The sequence below is a fragment of the Streptomyces sp. NPDC028308 genome (assembly GCF_055565855.1).
In genome coordinates this window covers 125,691-144,024 of the sequence record NZ_JBVHTO010000015.1, presented here as the reverse complement: position 1 = coordinate 144,024, position 18,334 = coordinate 125,691, and the positions used below count along the sequence as shown (strand labels likewise).

Genomic DNA, 18,334 nt, shown 5'->3' with positions numbered 1-18,334 from the left:
CCCCGGACGCACAGGCACCGCTTATGGTGCTCTGACGGCCGGTGGGAAAAGCTGACGGCATACAAAAGCACATGCACAGCTGAATCGCGCCGGGTCGTCTACAAGCGTGAGCGAGCGTGACCGAGTGCGACCGAGAACAACAGCCGTGGACCGAGGAGAAGAGCTGTGAGCACCGAGAACGAGGGCACTGCGGTACCCCCGGCCCCGTCTGCACCTCCTGTGCCGGTGGACACTCCCGCTGCTTCCGCGCAGAGCCCTGCGCCCGAGGGAGGCGCGCCGACGACTCCGCTCCCGCCGGTGCCGCACGGGCAGCCCGGTGCGTCGGAGCACGGCCAGGCGGCCGCCGCGGCGAACGCGCCGTACGCCTCCGCGGGTGCCGGGGCTCCGGGGACCTCCGGGGCGGGGCACGCCGGGCCGGCGCAGGGCTACGGCGAGCACGGGCAGAACCAGGGATTCGGCGGACAGGGCCAGGGGGCGACCGGCACCCCGTCCGCGGCCGAGGCCGGCTGGCCCCCGCCCCCGCCCGCCACTCCCTCGTACGCCGACGGCGGTTCGGGGTCCGGCGGCTGGGGCTCCTCGTATCAGCAGCAGCAGCCCGCGCCGGGGCGCAAGTCCGGACGCGGCGGCCTGGTCGCCGCGGTGCTCGTGGCCGCGCTGGTCGCGGGCGGTGTCGGCGGCGGCCTCGGCTACTCGCTCGCCAAGGACGACGACGGCGCCACGGACTCGACGACCGTGTCAGCCTCCGGCGGCGGCGGCGACTTCAAGCGCGACGCGGGGACGGTCGCGGGCGTGGCCACCGCCGCGCTGCCGAGCACGGTCACCATCGAGGCCGAGAGCAGCAGCGGAGAGGGCGGCACCGGCACCGGCTTCGTCTTCGACAAGCAGGGCCACATCCTGACCAACAACCACGTCGTGGCCGAGGCCGTCGACGGCGGCAAGCTGAGCGCCACCTTCCCGAACGGCAAGAAGTACAACGCCGAGGTGGTCGGGCACGCGCAGGGGTACGACGTCGCCGTCATCAAGCTCAAGAACGCGCCGTCTGACCTCAGGCCGCTGCCCCTCGGCGACTCCGACAAGGTCGCCGTCGGCGACTCGACCATCGCGATCGGCGCGCCCTTCGGCCTGTCGAACACGGTGACGACGGGCATCATCAGCGCCAAGAACCGCCCGGTGGCCTCCAGCGACGGCAGCGCCAGCAGCAAGGCCTCCTACATGAGCGCCCTGCAGACCGACGCCTCCATCAACCCGGGCAACTCCGGCGGCCCGCTGCTGGACGCCAAGGGCTCGGTCATCGGCATCAACTCCGCGATCCAGTCCACGAGCGGCGGCGGCCTCGGCGGCCAGAGCCAGTCCGGCTCGATCGGCCTGGGCTTCGCGATCCCGGTCAACCAGGCCAAGTACGTCGCCCAGCAGCTGATCAAGACCGGCAAGCCGGTGTACGCGAAGATCGGCGCCTCCGTCTCCCTGGAGGAGGGCACGGACGGCGCGAAGATCTCCGAGAAGGGCGTCAGCAACTCCGACGCCGTCGAGGCCGGCGGCCCCGCGGACAAGGCGGGACTGAAGCCCGGCGACGTCATCACCAAGCTGGACGACCTGGTGATCGACAGCGGGCCCACCCTGATCGGCGAGATCTGGACCCACAAGCCCGGCGACACCGTCGAGCTCACGTACACGCGCGACGGCAAGACCCGCACGGCGGACGTCACTCTGGGCTCGCGCCAGGGCGACAGCTGACCGGCAGAGCGCCCCGGACCCACGGCGCCTCCGGGCCACGGAGGCGCCACGCGACCCGTTAGTCTTGTCCCCGCGCGTCCGGTGATCGCCGCCCGCGCGGGGTGGGTTGCCCGAGCGGCCTAAGGGAACGGTCTTGAAAACCGTCGTGGCGCGAGTCACCGTGGGTTCAAATCCCACACCCACCGCTTGCAGGTCAGAGAATTAGCAGGTCAGCGGGCCCGGCTCCGGGATGGAGCCGGGCCCGCCGTGTTCACCCTGTCTCACCCAGGACCGCTCGTATCCCACGTCTGATCAGGGCGTGGGGGCCATCCGTGGGCCAGGATCCGGGCTCATTGGTCACCCCTCAGCCCCTTGTCGATCAGGTCGTTCGCGAGCGCCTGCTGGCCCCGGAGAATCTTGGCGTAGAAGCGGAACAGCACGGTGAGGCTGTGGCCGGCCCGCCGCGCGACCTCGACGGGATCCACGCCCGAGTTGATCCACAGGGAGACCCCGGCGTGCCGCAGCGAGTACGGCACGTCCGCGAGCGGCGTTGCGGCCTCGGCCTTCGTGAGTGCCTTGACGCGGGCCCGGTCCCAGACCTCGCAGTACTCCGTGGACCGCACCCGGCCGCCCCGCGCCGCACGGAACAGCCGCCCGTCTTCGGCCGTGCCGTACGTCTTGATGTGCTCGCGCAGCATCCCGACGAGCACGGGCGGAATCGGTACGGGCCTGGTCGCCCGGCGAGCCCGGCGCTTGAGACCGCGCTGCTCGTACGACGCTCCGTCGTCGGTCCAGCCGGAGCCGACTTCGGGACGGCTTCCGGCGAGGACCAGCTCGCCCCACCCCGACTCGGGCAGCCGGCGAGGGGTCGAAGTCCACGGTTCACGCTGCCTACAAGGCGTTGGAGGCCGAAGGACTCGTCACCTCATCGCGCGGGCACGGCACCGTCGTACGGCAGCAAGCCCCGTTGAAGCGGCTCGGCATCGAGCGGTACGACAAGGCCAAGTGGCGGGACGGCGACGAAGTCGCGTTTATCGCGGACCGCGTGGCGTCCGGACGGGGATACAAGCGCAACGACCAGACCCAGACGGTCAGCCGGATCGTGGCGCCGGCCGCCGTCGCGGCCGCTCACGGCCTACCGGAAGGCGCGGAGGTGTACGCGCGGGCACGGCTCGTGAAGGAAGGCGAGCAGCCGACCCACACCCTCACGAGCTACTACCGGCCCGAACACGTCGAGGGAACGCGCATCGTTGACCCGACTCCCGGCCCCGCCGGCGGCGGCTTCCGCGTGCTCTACGACGCGGGATACGAGATCGACCACATGCGGGAGGAACTGTTCGCGCGCATCCCCACGGCGGACGAGGTGAAGCTGCTCCAACTCCCGCCCGGCGAGCCGGTGGTGGAGCTGCACAGGACGACGTTCACGGCCGACGGCACGGTCGTCGAGTTCGCCATCGGCGTGCACGCGGCGTCCCGGTTCGCCTGGTCCTACGACTTCAAGGTGCCGGACTCGGCACGGAGTGAGGGGGACGCGCAGTGATCTCGGAGCAGGCTTGGCAGGACGCCCAACTCCTGTGGGACTTCCAGCTCATGAAGCACGAACCGCGCCCCTGCTCGGTCGCCATCGGTCTCGGCAGTCACGACCTGGGCGTGGCGGACACGACGGCGGACCTCTACCACCGCGGCTTCGCCCCGCTCATCGTCTTCACGGGCGCGACCAGCCGGACCACCCAGGACCGGATGCCGCGCGGCGAAGCCGAGCACTACCGCGAGCGCGCGCTGGAGCTGGGGGTGCCGGCCTCCGCCATTCTGGTGGAGCCCCGAGCCCGGAACACAGGCGAGAACGTCCAATTCTCCCGGGCCTTGCTCGCAGAGCAGGGCGTCGACGTCTCCTCCGTGCTGCTGGTGAGCAAGCCCTACGAGGAACGCGCGCCTACGCCACCGCACGCAAGCTCTGGCCCGAAGTGGAGATCGTCAGCGCGTCAACGCCTATGAGCTTCGGGGAGTACGTCGAAGCGATCGGGAACGCGAGGCTGGTCGTCGACATGTTGGTGGGAGCGCAACAACGGCTTCTGATGTACCCGCAAGAGGGATTCATGATCAGCATGGATGTCCCCGCAGACGTGACCGCGGCGTACGAACGGCTCCGTGCGGCGGGCTTCACGAGTCGGCTCGTTCGCGCGACCGTCGACCGGTCGACCGGATAGCAGTTTCCCTACCGCATCAAGCACCCGGCTGCGCTCCTTTGCTCCAGGCGAGCTTCCCGGCTCCGCTCGGGGCGCCGCTCCTGCTTTCGGCCCGCTCCACCCCGGCTGCGCCGACGCCCGCCCGCTTTGGGCAGGCCCGGAGGTAAAGACTCGAGCACCCGTCGCACGCGACCCACGGCCACACACGATGCCACTGGCGGGGGATGATCTGGCGGGAATAGCCGCGCCGAGCTGGAAGTGCTGGTCGGCGACCACGAAGCCGCCGGTACTGCTAACGGTCCCGCTCCGGCACTCCCCCGCGCGACCGCACGTAGCGGGGACTTTAGGTCAGGGAAGACGTCGTGCCTGAGTCGTTGGCTATACGGCTTCAAGAAGCCACTTTGACGCAGCTTAATTACCCGAATCATGAGTGAGTAGTGGAAGATTGCCATAGAAACCAAAACTCGTCTGATCGTAGACTTTTCCTTGATGAGACGCGATTTCGCAGCCAAGTTAGACTTTGGATGGCTGTAGCTCCACCTACACCCGCCGCCAATCCTGCAAATTGAGATGGAGCCAATAGGGTCCCCGCAGTCACGAATGCCCCAATTGCTGACGCCACACCCTCAAAATCCAAAGCGCGCCGCTTCTCGCGATAGAGGAGGTTCAGCCTTGCTGTGGCCAGTGAAAGCTCCTCGACGGCTTGCTCGACTGCCTGAACTGAGCTATCTCCTTGCTTCAAGAGGCGCGACACAGCTCTATCGAACAGATGGAACGAGTCTTCCTCTTCTTGGACTAGTCGTACGTATCTATCAAGACTCACACCGTGGAGGTGTGGAGTCACAATTGCATAGCTGGAGCTATATTCATGCAAGCGGCGTATCTTGGAAGTGAAAGCGTCTGAGTTTTCCCTGACTGTCGACACCTCTACCGCGGATGTATCATTCATGTATTGATACCACCCCCAAATCTGCTTGGTTCTGCCACATATATCCACAACTACTCTTCGTGGCGATAGGATTGCAAGGCCTGCAAGCAGTAGAGGTTTGAGCATAATGGCTTGCGCGAGAAAGCTGTAAGGTACCGTATAGACCTTTCCGCTGTCTGGCCAATACGCAAACCGGTCACTAAGGAAGACTACCCTTCGCGGAAAAAGGCATGCATATTTAGCTCGTTCGCTTAATTGAGCACCCGCCTCCAGCTGGGAGGAAATTCCCCTCATCGAGCAGAAGAATGCCGGAGTAATTGCGGTCTCCGTGCAGTATGTCGTAACCAGCGGGCCGAGTCGAATTCCATAGTTGTACAGCTCGCGAACCCAGCCGTGAGTTCGTGAAGAATAGCACTTGGCCCAATCTAGTTCGAGGTCGTCGAGATCGCTTAAATCCTCGATTCCATAAGACTTCATCAAGCGAAAAAGGTCGGTGTAGTAATCGGTAAGCTCATTCAAGTCGATCACCCTTTTTGAAAAGCGACGCAAGGGAATATGTGTCAACTGAAAGGCGTATACTGCACGGCCGTTTCGTCAGTGCAAGAATAACCTGGCTTCATTAATGATCCAGTTGCATCTGCCTCCCTGCCTCATTGTCCCGGCAGCGTGCGGCCTGCATGTCGGGCTCGTCGCTCGGGCCCTCCGCCCATGCACGCAGGCGAACGCTCGCGCATGCATCCAATCGGTGATCGCGACCGCACCACAAGCGCACCAGATCAGGCAGAGAACAGCAAGGAACTTCGGTGAATGCACCGATCCAACGGGCTAGCGCCCAGACGGTTCGCCCAGCTTCAGCCGCCGAACGGCGGGCCGCCGCAGCAGGTGAGAGGCCCACCAGCCCAAGGTCGGGCACCCATCCAAGTTGCTTCGGGCGAAGCGGCCTCGTGCCAACGGGATGTCTGTGGGCCATGCGTGGGCCAACGCTCCTGGTGCTCCGGTGCTTGACGCATCGGTGCAGGTCAGAGCGCTGAGTTCCCTCAACCCGGGACGCTCTTGAAAACCGTCGTGGCAGCGATGTCACCGTGGGTTCAAATCCCACACCCACCGCAGCAGCTCAGAAGGTTGCAGGTCAGAAGGGGTGCCACTCTTTGGAGCGGCACCCCTTCTGCGTGGCCCTGTCTCACCCTGATTCGCCGGTGCCCACTTCTGGCCAGTGTGTGCGGGCAGTGGACACTGGCGTCATGCTCTCGCCACAGCGGTTTCGGGATGCTCGGCACACGAAGTACGACTTCGTCGAGCATGTGCTCGTGCGCTGTCCGAAGTGCGCCGGGATCGCACATGTCACCCCGGCTGTAGCCGCGCCCATGCACACCGTTCCCTCGCTGTTCGCGCGTCGCCGTCTCGTATGCAGGGCGTGCGGGCTGTCCCGCGAGGTTGGCGGGGGAGGATTCCGACTCTTTCGTGGCCGGGGTGAGGCGACGGATCCCTACTTCGGGCTGCCCTTGTGGTTGCAGACGGAGACGCGGCACGGGCGGATCTGGGCCTACAACCCCGAACACCTGGCGGTGATCCGGAACTTCGTCCAGGCTCCGTTGCGTGAGCGGGCCCCGTGGGATGCGCCAGGCAAGAAGCTGACGCTTGTCGCGCGGCTGCCGACCTGGGTCAAGAAGGGCAAGAACCGAGACGAGGTCCTGCGTGTCATCGACCGGTTGTGGTCGATGCTGGTCTGACCAGTCCGGCCGTATACCGGGCGACACCGCTCGGTCCGTAGCCCCCCGCGCATACCCGACGACCGTCGGTGAGTGTGTCGTCCGGGGGGTGGTGGGGAACGACGTCAAGAGCGTTGTGATCGGTCTTGGTGTTCGGGGTCGGGAGGCGTCATCTCACGGAGTCGGCGGTTGCCGTACGGCGGCGGTTCGGGCGGGTTTCCGCCGGACCGGGTCTGGTACACGTCGTACGGCTCCAACATGCACCTCGGCCGGCTGGCCTGCTACGTACGTGGCGGGCGGCCTGCCGGGGCGAGCCAGACGTACCCCGGGTGCAGGGACCGCAGGATGCCGGCGCGGTCCGTCGCCGTGGAACTCGCCGGCGCGGTGTACTTCGCCACCGCGTCGCCCGTGTGGGGCGGCGGCCGGGCGTTCTACGACCCGCTCGCGCGCGGCCGGGTCCTCGCCCGGGCGCATCTCGTCACCGTGGAGCAGTTCTCCGACATCGCCGCCCAGGAGATGTACCGGGCCCCCGGCGCGGACGTCGATCTCACGGAGGTGCTGGCCCACGGCCGGGCGGCTCTCGGGGACGGGCGCTACGAGACGCTCGTGCGCGTCGGCAGCGTCGACGGGCTCCCCCTGCTGACCTTCACGGCACCGTGGAGGCTCGGCGAGGTCGCGCCGCATCCGCCGTCCGCGAGCTACGTGCGCTGTCTGGCCACCGGGCTGCTCGCGACGCGGGCCTGGGACGCGGAGACCGTCGCCGCGTACGTCGCGGGGTGTTCCGGCGCGTCGGGCCGCTGGTCCGTGGACGCGGTCAGGGACCTGCTGGAGGCGAGCCGCTTCGAGGAACCGCTTCCAGGCGCGTGACCCGGGCACCGTGAAGGTGCGTGATCGGGGCCTCGGCGGTGGGTGACCTCGGAGCCTGTGCGTGAGGCCGGCCCGCCCCTGCACCCGGGGCCCTCAGCGGTTGGCGTACAGGACTGTCAGTTCGCCTGAGAGGGCGGAGCGGACGTTGCGGGTGACCTCGTCGACCAGTACCTCGGGCTCGTCGGCGCGCAACGCCTCCATCGTCATCTCGGCCACGTCCTCCGCGAGGATCTTCGGCGAGTCGACCTCCGCCGCCAGGTCGGTGTCGACGTACCCCGCGTGCACCCCGACCACCAGCGTGCCCTGTTCCCGCAGCGCCAGCCGGAAGGCGTTCGTCAGGGACCACTGGGCGGACTTGGAGGCCGCGTAGCTCGGGAAGCGGCGGTTGGCCACCCAGGACGCGACGGACAGCATGTTGACGACCGCTCCGCCGCCGTTCGCGGCCAGTACGGGAGCGAACGCCCGCGTGACCGCCCAGGTGCCGAAGTAGTTGACCTCCATCTCGCGCCGCGCGCCCTCGAACGAGCCCTCCAGGAGGGACGGGCCACCGGTGACCCCGGCGTTGTTGACGACGATGCTCACGTCGCCGGCGGTGCGCGCGGCCTCCGCGACCTGTTCCTCGTCGGTGACGTCCAGCCGCAGCGGCACCAGCCCCGAGTCCCGGAGGCTCTCCGGGTCCCGGACCCCGCCGTAGACCTTGGCGGCGCCGTGCGCGAGCAGCGCCCGGCCGAACGCCAGCCCGATGCCGCGGTTGGCTCCCGTGACCAGGGCCACCGAACCCTTGATCTCCATGATCACCCTCCTCGGGGCGGAAGGGGGCGCCCGGCGTGGGCCGTCGGGCACCCTCGGACCACCAGGCTATGGCCGCCCGTGCACGTCGGCACGTGGGCGCCGGACGGCGGGACGGGGCGCGGTGCGCCGCGTCCCGGAGGGGTCACCAGGCACTCGCGCCGCCGTCGACCGCGTAGTTCGCGCCCGTGATGTACGCCGCCCGGTCGGAGGCGAGGAACGCGGCCAGCTCCACGATCTCCTCCGGCTCGGCGAAGCGCTTGAGGAGCGTCTTGGCGGTGATCGCGTCCCGGGCCGCCCGGTCGTCGCCGAGGTCGCGCGCGCTGGCGGGGGTCAGGACGGGACCGGGGCTGATCGCCACCGACCGGATGCCGTGGGGCGCGCCTTCGAGCGCGAGCTGGCGCGTCATGCCGATGACACCGGCGTTCGCAGCGGTGTGGCCGACCATCGGGGGGTTGTGCCCGGCGATCATCCCGGCCATGGACGCGACGTTGAGAATGACGCCGCCGCCGCGCCGGACCAGGTGCGGCCACGCGTACTTCGACACGAGGAAGGGGATGTCGAGTTCGCCCGTCACGGTCGCCCGCCAGTCCTCGACGGAGAAGTCCGGCATGCTCCCGAACCGCAGCGAGGCGGCGTTGTTGTAGACGACGTCGAGCCCGCCGTACGCGGCTGCGGCGTTCTCCACCAGCCGTTCGACCTGCTGCGGGTCGGTCAGGTCGACCGGTGCGATGCCGGTCATCTCCCCGCCCGCACCCCGTACGAGTCCGACCGTCTCCTCGTTCGCGGGGGCGTGGATGTCGGCTCCTACGACGCGTGCGCCCTCCCGTGCGAAGATCTGCGCCGCGACCCGGCCCATGCCTCCGCCGGTACCGGTGATCAGCACGACCTTCTCGTCGAGTGTTGCCATGGGACTGCTCCCGTCCGTGAGTGATCCGGTGGCCGCCTCGGTGGTGGACGCCCGGCACAGGGTCCGGCGCCACCGGGGTCGACTCCGGATTTACTTGACGCGTCAAGAATGCGACGCTGTCTGACAAGCGTCAAGCTATATCGGCGTGAGCGTGCTCACCCGTCGGAACCGGTAGGAAAGGGCGAATTGTGCCCGGTCGGCCGGTCGGCTAGTCAGCCGGTCGGGCGGTCGACCGGCTGAGCCGGTCAGCCGGTCATTCGGCCGGCCCGAATCCGCAGTCGCGGGCGGCGGCCGGTCCGCCGCCGCCCGTGACCTGTCCCACCTGCGGCGTCCCGCCTACGCATCCCCCCGGCTCGTCATCCGGGCCGCCGAGGCGATCGTGGAGCGCGCCTCCCGGTACGTGAGGCCGGTGCGGACCGCCGCGTCGACCAGGGTGTTCGCCAGGTCCTCGCCGAAGCCGTGCTCGTAGGCGCGGCAGGCGGCCCAGAAGAGGCGGGTGTTGCGCTGGCCCTCGTGCGCGGTGAGGACGAACTGGACGAGGCCCTGGCCGTGCCGGCTCGACGCGCCGGTGCCCGGCCGGTGGGTCCGGGGCGGGGGCGTGAGCAGGCGCAGCAGTGCGGGCGGGCAGGGCGCGGGTGCCAGCCGGGCGGTGCCGGGCGCCGTGCCGTACACGCCGTGTTCGGTGCGGGAGCCGGGGCCGACGAGGTAGCCGCCGGCGCCCCTGATGTCGATGCCGGGGGCCAGCCGGCCGGCCGAGTTGGGCACGACCACGTCGGGCGGGCCGCTCAGCCAGAGGTGGCGGCCGCCGCTGGGGGTCAGGACGACCACGGTCTCGGGGATCGTGAAGAGGTGGCGCAGCGCCAGTTCGCGCAGGGCGGCCGAGGAGTCGGTGCCGGTTTTGGTGTCGAGGTCGACGCCGATGAGGTGGTGCGGATGCAGTCCGCAGGCGATGCCGTAGCCGCTGGCCCAGGGGGCGGCGGCGAAGAGTTCGCGGATGCGGCGGGGGTCGGTCGAGGCGTCGTACACGCCGTGTCCGAAGCGGCCGCACTCGCCGTGGCAGGCGCGCGCCGAGGGGTCCGGGTCGTCGCGGTGGGGGGATCGGAGGGCCGGGAGCTTGGTGCGAGACAGCGGGATGACCGCCAGCCCGCGTTCGGCGGCGGACAGGGCGTGTGCCAGGGCCATGGTGGTGGCCTGCCGGTCGATGGTGGCCATGGCTCTATTTTCGTACAGGTGTTCGAGAAAGGGAAGAGGGCTTCGGTCAGGAGGGGGTCGGCGCCTGCGCGCAGGGGTGGAGTGGAGGCAAGGGGCCGGGCCGTGGCGGAACGCTTCAGCGCTTGCGGTGCCTGTGCCGCGGAGGGCGGCACCCCTCCTCGTCAGGGCGTGAGTGCGCCGGAAAGGTCATGAAGGGGGTTTATCGACATGTCATCACGCTTGGGGGCGAATCGCCTCATCCGGGGTGGTTCGCCGGGTTCCGCTGGGCAACTCTGGAGTCGCGACGTCGAGAACACCACCGGGGCGGTCGGCCAACTGCCTCGGGTCAGCGCGTAATCCCGGTCTCGGCCGGTGCGTACATCCGGTTCTGGAGGAACTCACATGGCAAGCATCCGTACCGTCCGCGTCTTCGCCGCCGTCGCGGCCCTGCCATTGGCCGCCGCCCTCTTGTCGGGCGTCGCGACGGCCGACAACGGCGGATTCGCGGACGACGGATCGAACGCGGCCGTCGCCACCGTCAGCGGCGGGGTCGGGCACGACAACTCCGGCAACTCGTCCACCTCGCAGCAGCAGGCCGTCGGTTCCGGCGCCTCGAACCAGAGCAACTCGGCGCAGGTGAACGGCTCCGCGTTCACGGCCATCCATCAGTCGAACGAGACCGTCGCCGTCAACTTCACCAACCTCTGGTGAGCCGGGGGCCGGCGCGCTCGCGTCGGCCCTGAGGCCCCCGGGGGGAGCTTGGGGTGCTCAGGGGGCGTGCTGGGGGGGTCTGGGGAGGTCACACGTCTGCGCGGCGGCACTTCGGTGCTGTCGCGCAGACGTGTTCCGAGGAGGTGGGGCGGATGGCGGGTGCGGGGCGGGCCGGGAGGTGCCTCAGCCGCCCGGGGGTGCCGGTGACCTTGACAGCGGGCGGTACCTGACGGACAGTCAGAAACCTTCGCCCGTACGAGGACCGGAGGGCAGCGGCCGTGCACCTCGCCCCCACCGAGCGCCAGGAACGGCTGCGCGCCGAACTCCGCACGTACTTCCGCGACCTGATGCCCGACGGGCCACCGCCCGCCGACGACCCCGTCAGGCAGCGGGAGTTGCTGCGCCGCATCGGAGCCGACGGACTGCTCGGACTCGGCTGGCCCGTCGAGTACGGCGGCCAAGGGCAGGGCGCGGAGGAGCAGTTCGTCTTCTTCGACGAGGCGTACCGGGCGGGGGCGCCGGTCTCGATGGTGACGCTGAACACCGTGGGACCCACGCTGATGAAGTACGGCAGCGAGGCGCAGAAGGCCCGCTTCCTGCCGCGCATCCTGAGCGGGGACCTCGTCTTCGCCATCGGGTACACCGAACCGTCGGCGGGCACGGATCTGGCGGCCCTGCGGACCCGGGCCGTGCGGGCGGGGAGCGGGGACGGGGCGGACTGGCTGGTCGACGGGCAGAAGATCTTCACCTCGAACGCCCAGCACGCCGACTGGATCTGGCTCGCCTGCCGGACCGACCCCGAGGCGCCCCGGCACCAGGGCATCTCCGTCCTGCTGGTGCCCACGGACGCGCCCGGTTTCTCGTGGACGCCGATCGAGACGGTGGGCGGCCTGGTCACGACGGCGACCTACTACGACGGCGTCCGCGTCCCCGCCTCGCACCTCGTCGGTGAGGTGAACGGCGGCTGGGGGCTCATCACCGAGCAGCTGAACCACGAGCGGGTCGCGCTCGCCGCGACCGGCATGCAGGCCGAGGACTTCTACGCCGCCGCGCTCCGGGCGGCGCGCACCCCCGACCCGGTGACCGGCCGGCGCCGCGCCGACGAGCCCTGGGTGCGCGCGCAACTGGCCGAGGCGCACGCCCGCCTGGCGGTGACGCGCCTGCTGAGCTGGCGTCTGGTGCAGGACATCGGGGCCGGCCGGCCGGCGCCCGGCGACGCGAGCGGCGTGAAGGTCGCGGGAACCGAGTCGGCGGTCGCGGTGTACCGGCTGTGCCAGCACGCCGTGGGGGAGCGGGCCCTGATCCGTGCCGGTTCGCCGGGGGCCTTCGAGGGCGGCGGGCTGGAGCGGCTGAACCGGGCGGCGCAGATCAACACGTTCGGGGGCGGGGTCGGCGAGGTGCAGCGGGAGATCGTGGCCACGCAGCGGCTCGGGATGCCGAAGGGGCGGCGGTGAGCGACGACTTCACGGCACGTCTGAAGGCGTACGAGGGCCGGCCCGCCGCCGCCACCGGGGTGGGCCGGGACCCGGTGAACGCGCCGATGATCCGGCACTGGTGCGAGGCGATGGGCGACGAGAACCCCGCCTACCGGGGGCCGGACGCGGTGGCGCCGCCGACGATGCTCCAGGTGTGGACGATGGCCGGCCTGTCCGGCCAGGCGGGGCGCACGGGCGCGTACACCGAGCTGCTCGGACTGCTCGACGACGCGGGCTGTACGGCGGTGGTCGCCACCGACTGCGAGCAGGAGTACCTGCGGCCGCTGCGGCCCGGGGACGAGGTCAGCTTCGACGCCGTCATCGAGTCCGTCTCGGAGCGGAAGAGGACCCGGCTGGGCACGGGCCACTTCGTCACGACCCGGACGGACGTCCGGACGGGCGACGGTGAACTCGCGGGGACGCACCGGTTCCGCATCCTCAAGTACGCGCCCGCCCGCAAGGAGCCGAGGGAGCGCAGGCCACGGCCCGTGATCAACCGGGACAACGCCGGTTTCTGGGAGGGCGTCGGACGCGGGCGGCTGCTGATCCAGCGGTGCGCCGCCTGCCGCACCCTGCGCTTCCCCTGGCTGCCGGGGTGCAACGCGTGCGGCTCCCCGGAGTGGGACACGGTCGAGGCGAGCGGCGAGGGGACCGTCTACTCGTACGTCGTCATGCACCACCCGCCCTTCCCCGCCTTCGACCCCCCGTACGCGGTCGGTCTGATCGAACTGGCCGAGGGCGTGCGGATGGTGAGCGACGTGGTGGGCGTGCCGTACGACGAGGTGCGGATCGGGATGCCGGTGCGGCTGCGGTTCGAGCGCTGCGACGAGGAGCTGGTGCTGCCGCTCTTCGCCGCGGTCGAGGGGGACGGCGGCTGACATGGACTTCACGCCCACGCCGGGACAGGAGGCGGCCCGTGACCTGGCCGCGCGGATCTTCGGCGACCTCGCCACGCACGAGCGGCTGTCCGCGGCGGGGACCGGCAGCGACCCCGGCCTGTGGAAGGCCCTGTGCGCAGCCGGACTCGTGAGCGCCGTGGCGGACACCGGCTTGCTCGGGCTGGTGCTGCTCCTGGAGGAACAGGGGCGCACGACCGCGCAGGTGCCGTTCGCGGCGAGCTGCGTGTACGGGCTGCTGGCCGTGCGGGCGCACGGCTCGGCCGAGAAGCGGGAGCGGCTGCTGCCCGGTATCGGGGACGGTTCGGTGGTGGTGGCCGGGGCGCTGCGGGAGACGGGGGCGGTACGGGCCGAGGTGCGGGAGGCGGGCGGGGGCGCGCTGAGCGGTGTCGTTCCCGCGGTGCCGTGGCTGCGGGACGCCACCCACGCCCTGGTCGCGGACGACCGGCGCCGGCTGTGGCTGGCGCGGACCGCCGACGCCGGGTGCGAGCCGGTGGAACTGACGGCGCCCTGGGCCGCGGGCCGCCTGACCCTGGAGGGCACGCCGGCCCAACGACTGGGCGGGAGTGCCGCCGACGGTCCCCCCGCCGAGCGACTGGGCGGTGGGGCAGCCGACGCGTCGCCGGCCGAGGGGAGCCGGCGCGGCCGGTCGCCGGGTGGGGACCCCGCCCGCGACGCGGACGACGTGTACGCCGACGTGCTGGCCACCGCGCGCACCGCCTTCGCTGGGCTCCAGGCGGGGGTGTGCGCCGGTTCGCTGGCGCGGGCGGTGGCGCACACCCGCACCCGGGAGCAGTTCGGCCGTCCGCTCGCCGTCCGGCAGGCCGTCCAGCACCGCGCCGCCGACGCCCACCTGGACACGGAGGCGATCCGGGTGACGGCGTACGAGGCCGCCTGGCGCCGTGACGCGGGCCTGCCGTACCTCACGCACGCGCTGACCGCCGCCTGGTGGGCGGCGGAGGCGGGTCACCGGGTGGTGCACACCGGTCAGCACCTGCACGGCGGGGCGGGCGCGGACCTCGGCCACCCGGTGCACCGGCACTTCCTGTGGGGGCGCCAGCTGGAGGCCCACCTGGGCTGCGGCGGCGAAGTCCTTCAGGAGCTGGGGGAGTCGATCACGTACGGGGAGGAGCGGTCGTGAAGGCAGGCGAGCGGTTGCCGCCGCTGGAGATCCCGGTCACCCGCACCCTGATCGTCGCCGGGGCCATCGCATCGCGCGACTACCAGGACGTGCACCACGACCCCGAACTGGCCCGGGCCAAGGGCTCGCCGGACATCTTCATGAACATCCTGACCACCAACGGGCTGGTCGGCAGGTACGTCACCGACCACTTCGGTCCGGGCGCCGTGCTGCGCGAGGTGGCCATCCGCCTCGGCGCCCCCAACCACCCGGGAGACACCATGGTGTTGACGGGCACGGTCGAGCATGTGGACGGCGACACGGCCACGGTGGCCGTCGTCGGCTCGAACGGCGCCGGACGGCACGTGACCGGCACGGTGAAGGTGAGCGTCGCGAGCCCGGCTCCCGCGCCGGGCGCCGGCCGGACGGCGGGCGGTGCGCCGTGAGCGTACGGACGCGGGACGGCCTCGGCGGCAGTGCGGCCGTCGTCGGGATCGGAGCCACCGAGTTCTCGAAGGACTCGGGGCGCAGCGAGCTGCGGCTGGCGGTGGAGGCCGTGCGGGCCGCGCTGGACGACGCGGGGCTGACACCGGCGGACGTGGACGGCCTGGTCACCTTCACCATGGACACCAGCCCGGAGATCACCGTCGCCCAGGCGGCCGGGATGGGGGAGCTGTCCTTCTTCTCCCGCGTCCACTACGGGGGCGGCGCGGCCTGCGCGACCGTCCAGCAGGCCGCGCTCGCGGTGGCGTCCGGGGCCGCCGAGGTCGTCGTCTGCTACCGGGCCTTCAACGAGCGGTCGGGGCGGCGGTTCGGCTCGGGGGTGCGGCACCGCGAGCCCTCGGCGGAGGGCGCGGCCCTCGGCTGGTCGCTGCCGTTCGGACTGCTGACGCCCGCGTCCTGGGTGGCGATGGCGGCCCGGCGGTACCTGCACGCCTACGGGCTCTCCCCGGAGGCGTTCGGCCGGGTGGCGGTGCTCGGCCGGCGGTACGCGGCCACCAACCCGGCGGCGTACTTTCACGGCCGGCCCATCACCCTCGCCGAACACGCCGCCTCCCGCTGGATCGTGGAGCCGCTGCGGCTGCTCGACTGCTGCCAGGAGACGGACGGCGGCCAGGCGCTGGTCGTGACGTCCGTGGAGCGGGCCCGCGATCTGCGGCGTCCCCCGGCGGTGATCACGGCGGCGGCCCAGGGCGCGGGGCGGGCGCAGGAGCAGATGACCAGCTTCTACCGGGACGACCTGACGGGGCTTCCGGAGACGGGAGTGGTGGCGCGCCGGCTGTGGCGGACGTCGGGGCTGGCCCCGGCGGACATCGACGTCGGCATCCTCTACGACCACTTCACGCCGTTCGTGCTGATGCAGCTGGAGGAGTTCGGGTTCTGCGGGCGGGGCGAGGCGGCTGATTTCGTGGCGGAGGAGCGGCTGCCGCTGAACACGCACGGCGGTCAGCTCGGTGAGGCGTACCTCCACGGCATGAACGGACTGGCGGAGGCGGTACGCCAGGTGCGGGGCACGGCGGTGAACCAGGTGCCCGGCGCCGCCCGCGTCCTCGTCACGGCGGGCGCGGGGGTCCCCACATCGGGGTTGATTCTGGGGTCGGACGGATGAACGAGGCGTGTGGCTGACGCCTGCGGACACGGGTCGGTCTGTTCACTCATCGTATGTATCGTCACAGACGTCATCGGAGTCACAGCGTCCACCAGCGCGGCCCCCGGGTCGCCGTCGTCCTGAGCCTGACGCTGCTCCTGCTGGCGGGAGCCCCGGCGTCCGGCGCGCAACCGGCGGGCCCCGGTCCGGAACCGGTCGGCCACGGTCCCGGGCTCTCCGCCCTGGAAGCGGGACCGGACGGCGTCCACCCGGAGCCGGCCGGCGAGCTCGGTCCGCAGGACGCGGCCGACGCGGCGGCCGCCGCCTTCGAGGCCGACCCGGACGTCGAGCCGGTCGAGCCCGGTGAGCGGCGGGACGAGGCCCCGGGCGACGTGGAGGACCAGGACGCCTGGGAGGACCAGGGGTCGTGGGAGGACAGGGAGGACAGGGAGGACGGGGAAGACCGGGAGGACTGGGAGGCGGCCGATCCGGACCCGGACCCCGTGCGGGAGCCGGGACAGGAGACGCGGCCCCGGCGGGAGCGGGAGGAGCAGCGGCGCGAACCGGAGCAGCGGCGGCGGCCGAGCGCGGCCCCCCGGTTCAAGGGCTGGGCCTTCGACACCTGCCACACGCAGTCGGCGGACACGATGCGCCGCTGGCTGGCCTCCCGCTACCGCGCGGTGGGCGTCTACTTCGGCGGCCGCGGCCGGGCCTGCCCCCACCAGCCGCTGCTGACGCACGGCTGGATGAAGACGGTGAAGAAGCAGGGCTGGAAGGTCCTCCCGCTGTACGTGGGGTCGCAGTCCAACTGCGTGACCGGCAGCTCCAAGCGGAACGTGACCGTCGGGCGCCACCCCTGGCAGCGCGGGAAGACCGAGGCCGCCGACGCGGTGCGCCGGGCGAAGGCGATCGGGATCCAGCAGGGCAGCCCGCTCTACCTGGACGTGGAGGCGTACAACCACCATGACAAGAAGTGCGCCGCCTCGACGCTGAAGTTCGTCCGAGGTTTCAACCGCGAGGTGCGCGCCCGGGGTTATCTGCCCGGCTTCTACAGCAGCGCGTCCACGGGCGTGAAGCACATGGAGACCGCTCGGCGGGCCGGGGTGAAGGACCTGCCGTCGGTGATCTGGTTCGCGCGCTGGCGGGTGAAGCCGCAGCTGGCCAAGGAGCCGGTGCTGGCCCGGGGCGCCTGGCCGAAGGGGCGGATCCACCAGTACGCGGGCAACGTGAGGGAACGGCACGGGGGCCGCACCGTCCTCATCGACCGGAACGCCATGGACGCGCCGGTCGCCCGCGTCGGCTGACGGGGAGGAACCCGGCGGGCTCGCAGGCCGGGAGGGGCGCCGGGTACCGCCCGCCCCGGGCGAGCGCCCGTGCGCCCGGGATGCGCGCGCGGGACGGGTCCGTGCGGGCCGGTCGCGGTACCCCCGCGTCGGGCACCTCAGGGACGGACCCTGAGGGGGCGGGCCCCGCTCGTCCACCTTCAGGAGGTGGGGCCCGCCCCCCTCCTACAACCTGAGGCGGACATGCCTTCGGGACCTGCGGCCGATCCGCGGAACGGGGGCCGCTCCTAGCGTGGAGCCATGACCACACCCGTCTGCACCAGCGCTTCGAACGCCGTCACGTCAGCGAGGCAGACCCTTCCGTACCCGTCGTTCTCGTCGTACGTGAAGGCCCGTCAGCCGGTGCTGCTGCGCACCGCCCGGTCGCTCACCGCGAACCCGTGCGACGCCGAGGACCTGCTGCAGACCGCGCTGGCCAAGACGTACGTGGCCTGGGAGCGGATCGAGGACCACCGGGCGCTGGACGGTTACGTGCGGCGGGCGCTGCTGAACACGCGGACGTCGCAGTGGCGCAAGCGCAAGGTGGACGAGTTCGCGTGCGACGAGCTGCCGGAGCCGGAGGGCCTGCCCGCCGCCGACCCGGCCGAGCAGCAGGCGCTCCACGACGCGATGTGGCGGGCTATCACGAAACTGCCGGCCCGGCAGCGGGCGATGGTCGTCCTGCGGTACTACGAGGACCTGAGCGAGGCGCAGACGGCGGAGGTGCTCGGCGTCTCCGTCGGCACGGTCAAGTCGGCCGTGTCGCGCGCCCTGGGCAAACTGCGCGAGGACCCCGAGCTGAGCCCCGTGCGCTGAGGGCCGCCGGTCCCACGTCCCCCTCCTGTCCCAGGAGGCGTCGGCACGGGCCCCGCGGTACGCACCCGGTGCCGTCCGCCCGCCCGTTCGAGCACCCCGGGGAGCGGCCGGCG

15 protein-coding genes, 1 tRNA gene and 3 pseudogenes are annotated in these 18,334 nt (G+C 71.2%); 14 read left to right on the top strand and 5 right to left on the bottom strand.

The window, feature by feature from the left end:
- The first annotated feature begins 165 nt into the window (after positions 1 to 165).
- Together ACZ4VA_RS32750 and ACZ4VA_RS32745 are read left to right on the top strand one after the other, a co-directional pair.
- Positions 166 to 1,734: a S1C family serine protease gene (locus ACZ4VA_RS32750; RefSeq protein WP_356163642.1), complete on the top strand. Its 1,569-nt coding sequence runs from the start codon at positions 166 to 168 to the stop codon at positions 1,732 to 1,734.
- A 100-nt stretch (positions 1,735 to 1,834) separates the two neighbouring features.
- Positions 1,835 to 1,919, top strand: a tRNA-Ser gene (locus ACZ4VA_RS32745).
- Positions 1,920 to 2,063: 144 nt separating this feature from the next.
- Here ACZ4VA_RS32745 and ACZ4VA_RS32740 read toward each other — a convergent pair.
- A pseudogene (locus ACZ4VA_RS32740) lies at positions 2,064 to 2,570 on the bottom strand (site-specific integrase); the annotation flags it as partial.
- Here ACZ4VA_RS32740 and ACZ4VA_RS32735 point away from each other — a divergent pair.
- Positions 2,570 to 3,253, top strand: a pseudogene (locus ACZ4VA_RS32735) (GntR family transcriptional regulator); the annotation flags it as partial. The pseudogenes ACZ4VA_RS32740 and ACZ4VA_RS32735 sit on opposite strands and share 1 nt — an antisense overlap.
- Positions 3,250 to 3,920, top strand: a pseudogene (locus ACZ4VA_RS32730) (YdcF family protein). The pseudogenes ACZ4VA_RS32735 and ACZ4VA_RS32730, both read left to right, overlap by 4 nt.
- Before the next feature lie 403 nt (positions 3,921 to 4,323).
- On the opposite strand, the gene ACZ4VA_RS32725 reads toward ACZ4VA_RS32730, so the two are convergent.
- Positions 4,324 to 5,391 carry a hypothetical protein gene (locus tag ACZ4VA_RS32725; RefSeq protein WP_468083600.1) on the bottom strand — a complete coding sequence of 356 codons (1,068 nt, stop codon included), beginning with the start codon at positions 5,389 to 5,391 and terminating at the stop codon, positions 4,324 to 4,326.
- Positions 5,392 to 6,068: 677 nt separating this feature from the next.
- Here ACZ4VA_RS32725 and ACZ4VA_RS32720 point away from each other — a divergent pair.
- A complete protein-coding gene (locus ACZ4VA_RS32720; protein ID WP_355784307.1) occupies positions 6,069 to 6,557 on the top strand; it encodes a hypothetical protein in 489 nt (162 codons plus the stop codon).
- A gap of 324 nt (positions 6,558 to 6,881) precedes the next feature.
- Complete coding sequence (locus ACZ4VA_RS32715) at positions 6,882 to 7,403, top strand: histone deacetylase (RefSeq protein WP_468083599.1); 522 nt, start codon at positions 6,882 to 6,884, stop codon at positions 7,401 to 7,403.
- A 93-nt stretch (positions 7,404 to 7,496) separates the two neighbouring features.
- On the opposite strand, the gene ACZ4VA_RS32710 is transcribed toward ACZ4VA_RS32715, so the two are convergent.
- From ACZ4VA_RS32710 to ACZ4VA_RS32700, 3 genes are all read right to left on the bottom strand, one after another.
- Positions 7,497 to 8,195 (bottom strand): SDR family oxidoreductase, encoded by a 699-nt coding sequence (locus ACZ4VA_RS32710; protein ID WP_355784302.1) that lies wholly within the window; start codon positions 8,193 to 8,195, stop codon positions 7,497 to 7,499.
- A gap of 142 nt (positions 8,196 to 8,337) precedes the next feature.
- The gene (locus tag ACZ4VA_RS32705) at positions 8,338 to 9,102 is read right to left on the bottom strand and encodes an SDR family NAD(P)-dependent oxidoreductase (RefSeq protein WP_468083597.1); all 765 of its coding nucleotides are present in this window, start codon (positions 9,100 to 9,102) and stop codon (positions 8,338 to 8,340) included.
- Between the two features lie 336 nt (positions 9,103 to 9,438).
- Positions 9,439 to 10,314 (bottom strand): bifunctional DNA primase/polymerase, encoded by an 876-nt coding sequence (locus ACZ4VA_RS32700; protein WP_452918897.1) that lies wholly within the window; start codon positions 10,312 to 10,314, stop codon positions 9,439 to 9,441.
- Positions 10,315 to 10,695: 381 nt separating this feature from the next.
- On the opposite strand from ACZ4VA_RS32700, the gene ACZ4VA_RS32695 reads away from it, so the two are divergent.
- From ACZ4VA_RS32695 to ACZ4VA_RS32660, 8 genes are all read left to right on the top strand, one after another.
- The gene (locus tag ACZ4VA_RS32695; protein ID WP_355784294.1) at positions 10,696 to 11,004 is read left to right on the top strand and encodes a hypothetical protein; all 309 of its coding nucleotides are present in this window, start codon (positions 10,696 to 10,698) and stop codon (positions 11,002 to 11,004) included.
- Between the two features lie 278 nt (positions 11,005 to 11,282).
- Positions 11,283 to 12,458 carry an acyl-CoA dehydrogenase family protein gene (locus tag ACZ4VA_RS32690; protein ID WP_468083595.1) on the top strand — a complete coding sequence of 392 codons (1,176 nt, stop codon included), beginning with the start codon at positions 11,283 to 11,285 and terminating at the stop codon, positions 12,456 to 12,458.
- Positions 12,455 to 13,357 carry a bifunctional MaoC family dehydratase N-terminal/OB-fold nucleic acid binding domain-containing protein gene (locus ACZ4VA_RS32685; RefSeq protein ID WP_452918902.1) on the top strand — a complete coding sequence of 301 codons (903 nt, stop codon included), beginning with the start codon at positions 12,455 to 12,457 and terminating at the stop codon, positions 13,355 to 13,357. The genes ACZ4VA_RS32690 and ACZ4VA_RS32685 overlap by 4 nt, the downstream gene beginning before the upstream one ends.
- A gap of 1 nt (position 13,358) precedes the next feature.
- Positions 13,359 to 14,516, top strand: coding sequence for an acyl-CoA dehydrogenase family protein (locus ACZ4VA_RS32680; protein WP_468083593.1), 1,158 nt, complete (start codon positions 13,359 to 13,361; stop codon positions 14,514 to 14,516).
- Positions 14,513 to 14,941: a MaoC family dehydratase gene (locus tag ACZ4VA_RS32675; protein WP_355779435.1), complete on the top strand. Its 429-nt coding sequence runs from the start codon at positions 14,513 to 14,515 to the stop codon at positions 14,939 to 14,941. The genes ACZ4VA_RS32680 and ACZ4VA_RS32675 overlap by 4 nt, the downstream gene beginning before the upstream one ends.
- Complete coding sequence (locus ACZ4VA_RS32670) at positions 14,938 to 16,104, top strand: lipid-transfer protein (RefSeq protein ID WP_468083591.1); 1,167 nt, start codon at positions 14,938 to 14,940, stop codon at positions 16,102 to 16,104. Before ACZ4VA_RS32675 ends, ACZ4VA_RS32670 begins: the two co-directional genes overlap by 4 nt.
- Before the next feature lie 53 nt (positions 16,105 to 16,157).
- Positions 16,158 to 17,387, top strand: coding sequence for a DUF1906 domain-containing protein (locus tag ACZ4VA_RS32665; RefSeq protein ID WP_356163621.1), 1,230 nt, complete (start codon positions 16,158 to 16,160; stop codon positions 17,385 to 17,387).
- A 279-nt stretch (positions 17,388 to 17,666) separates the two neighbouring features.
- The gene (locus ACZ4VA_RS32660; RefSeq protein WP_355779442.1) at positions 17,667 to 18,221 is read left to right on the top strand and encodes a SigE family RNA polymerase sigma factor; all 555 of its coding nucleotides are present in this window, start codon (positions 17,667 to 17,669) and stop codon (positions 18,219 to 18,221) included.
- Positions 18,222 to 18,334 lie beyond the last annotated feature (113 nt).

Bases quoted from the DNA above. Each gene is read 5' to 3' on its own strand.
- ACZ4VA_RS32680 (WP_468083593.1), top strand. From the start codon at position 13,359: ATGGACTTCACGCCCACGCCGGGACAGGAGGCGGCCCGTGACCTGGCC.
- ACZ4VA_RS32700 (WP_452918897.1), bottom strand. From the start codon at position 10,314: ATGGCCACCATCGACCGGCAGGCCACCACCATGGCCCTGGCACACGCC.
- ACZ4VA_RS32705 (WP_468083597.1), bottom strand. From the start codon at position 9,102: ATGGCAACACTCGACGAGAAGGTCGTGCTGATCACCGGTACCGGCGGA.
- ACZ4VA_RS32720 (WP_355784307.1), top strand. From the start codon at position 6,069: ATGCTCTCGCCACAGCGGTTTCGGGATGCTCGGCACACGAAGTACGAC.
- ACZ4VA_RS32715 (WP_468083599.1), top strand. From the start codon at position 6,882: ATGCCGGCGCGGTCCGTCGCCGTGGAACTCGCCGGCGCGGTGTACTTC.
- ACZ4VA_RS32695 (WP_355784294.1), top strand. From the start codon at position 10,696: ATGGCAAGCATCCGTACCGTCCGCGTCTTCGCCGCCGTCGCGGCCCTG.
- ACZ4VA_RS32660 (WP_355779442.1), top strand. From the start codon at position 17,667: ATGACCACACCCGTCTGCACCAGCGCTTCGAACGCCGTCACGTCAGCG.
- ACZ4VA_RS32710 (WP_355784302.1), bottom strand. From the start codon at position 8,195: ATGGAGATCAAGGGTTCGGTGGCCCTGGTCACGGGAGCCAACCGCGGC.
- ACZ4VA_RS32665 (WP_356163621.1), top strand. From the start codon at position 16,158: ATGTATCGTCACAGACGTCATCGGAGTCACAGCGTCCACCAGCGCGGC.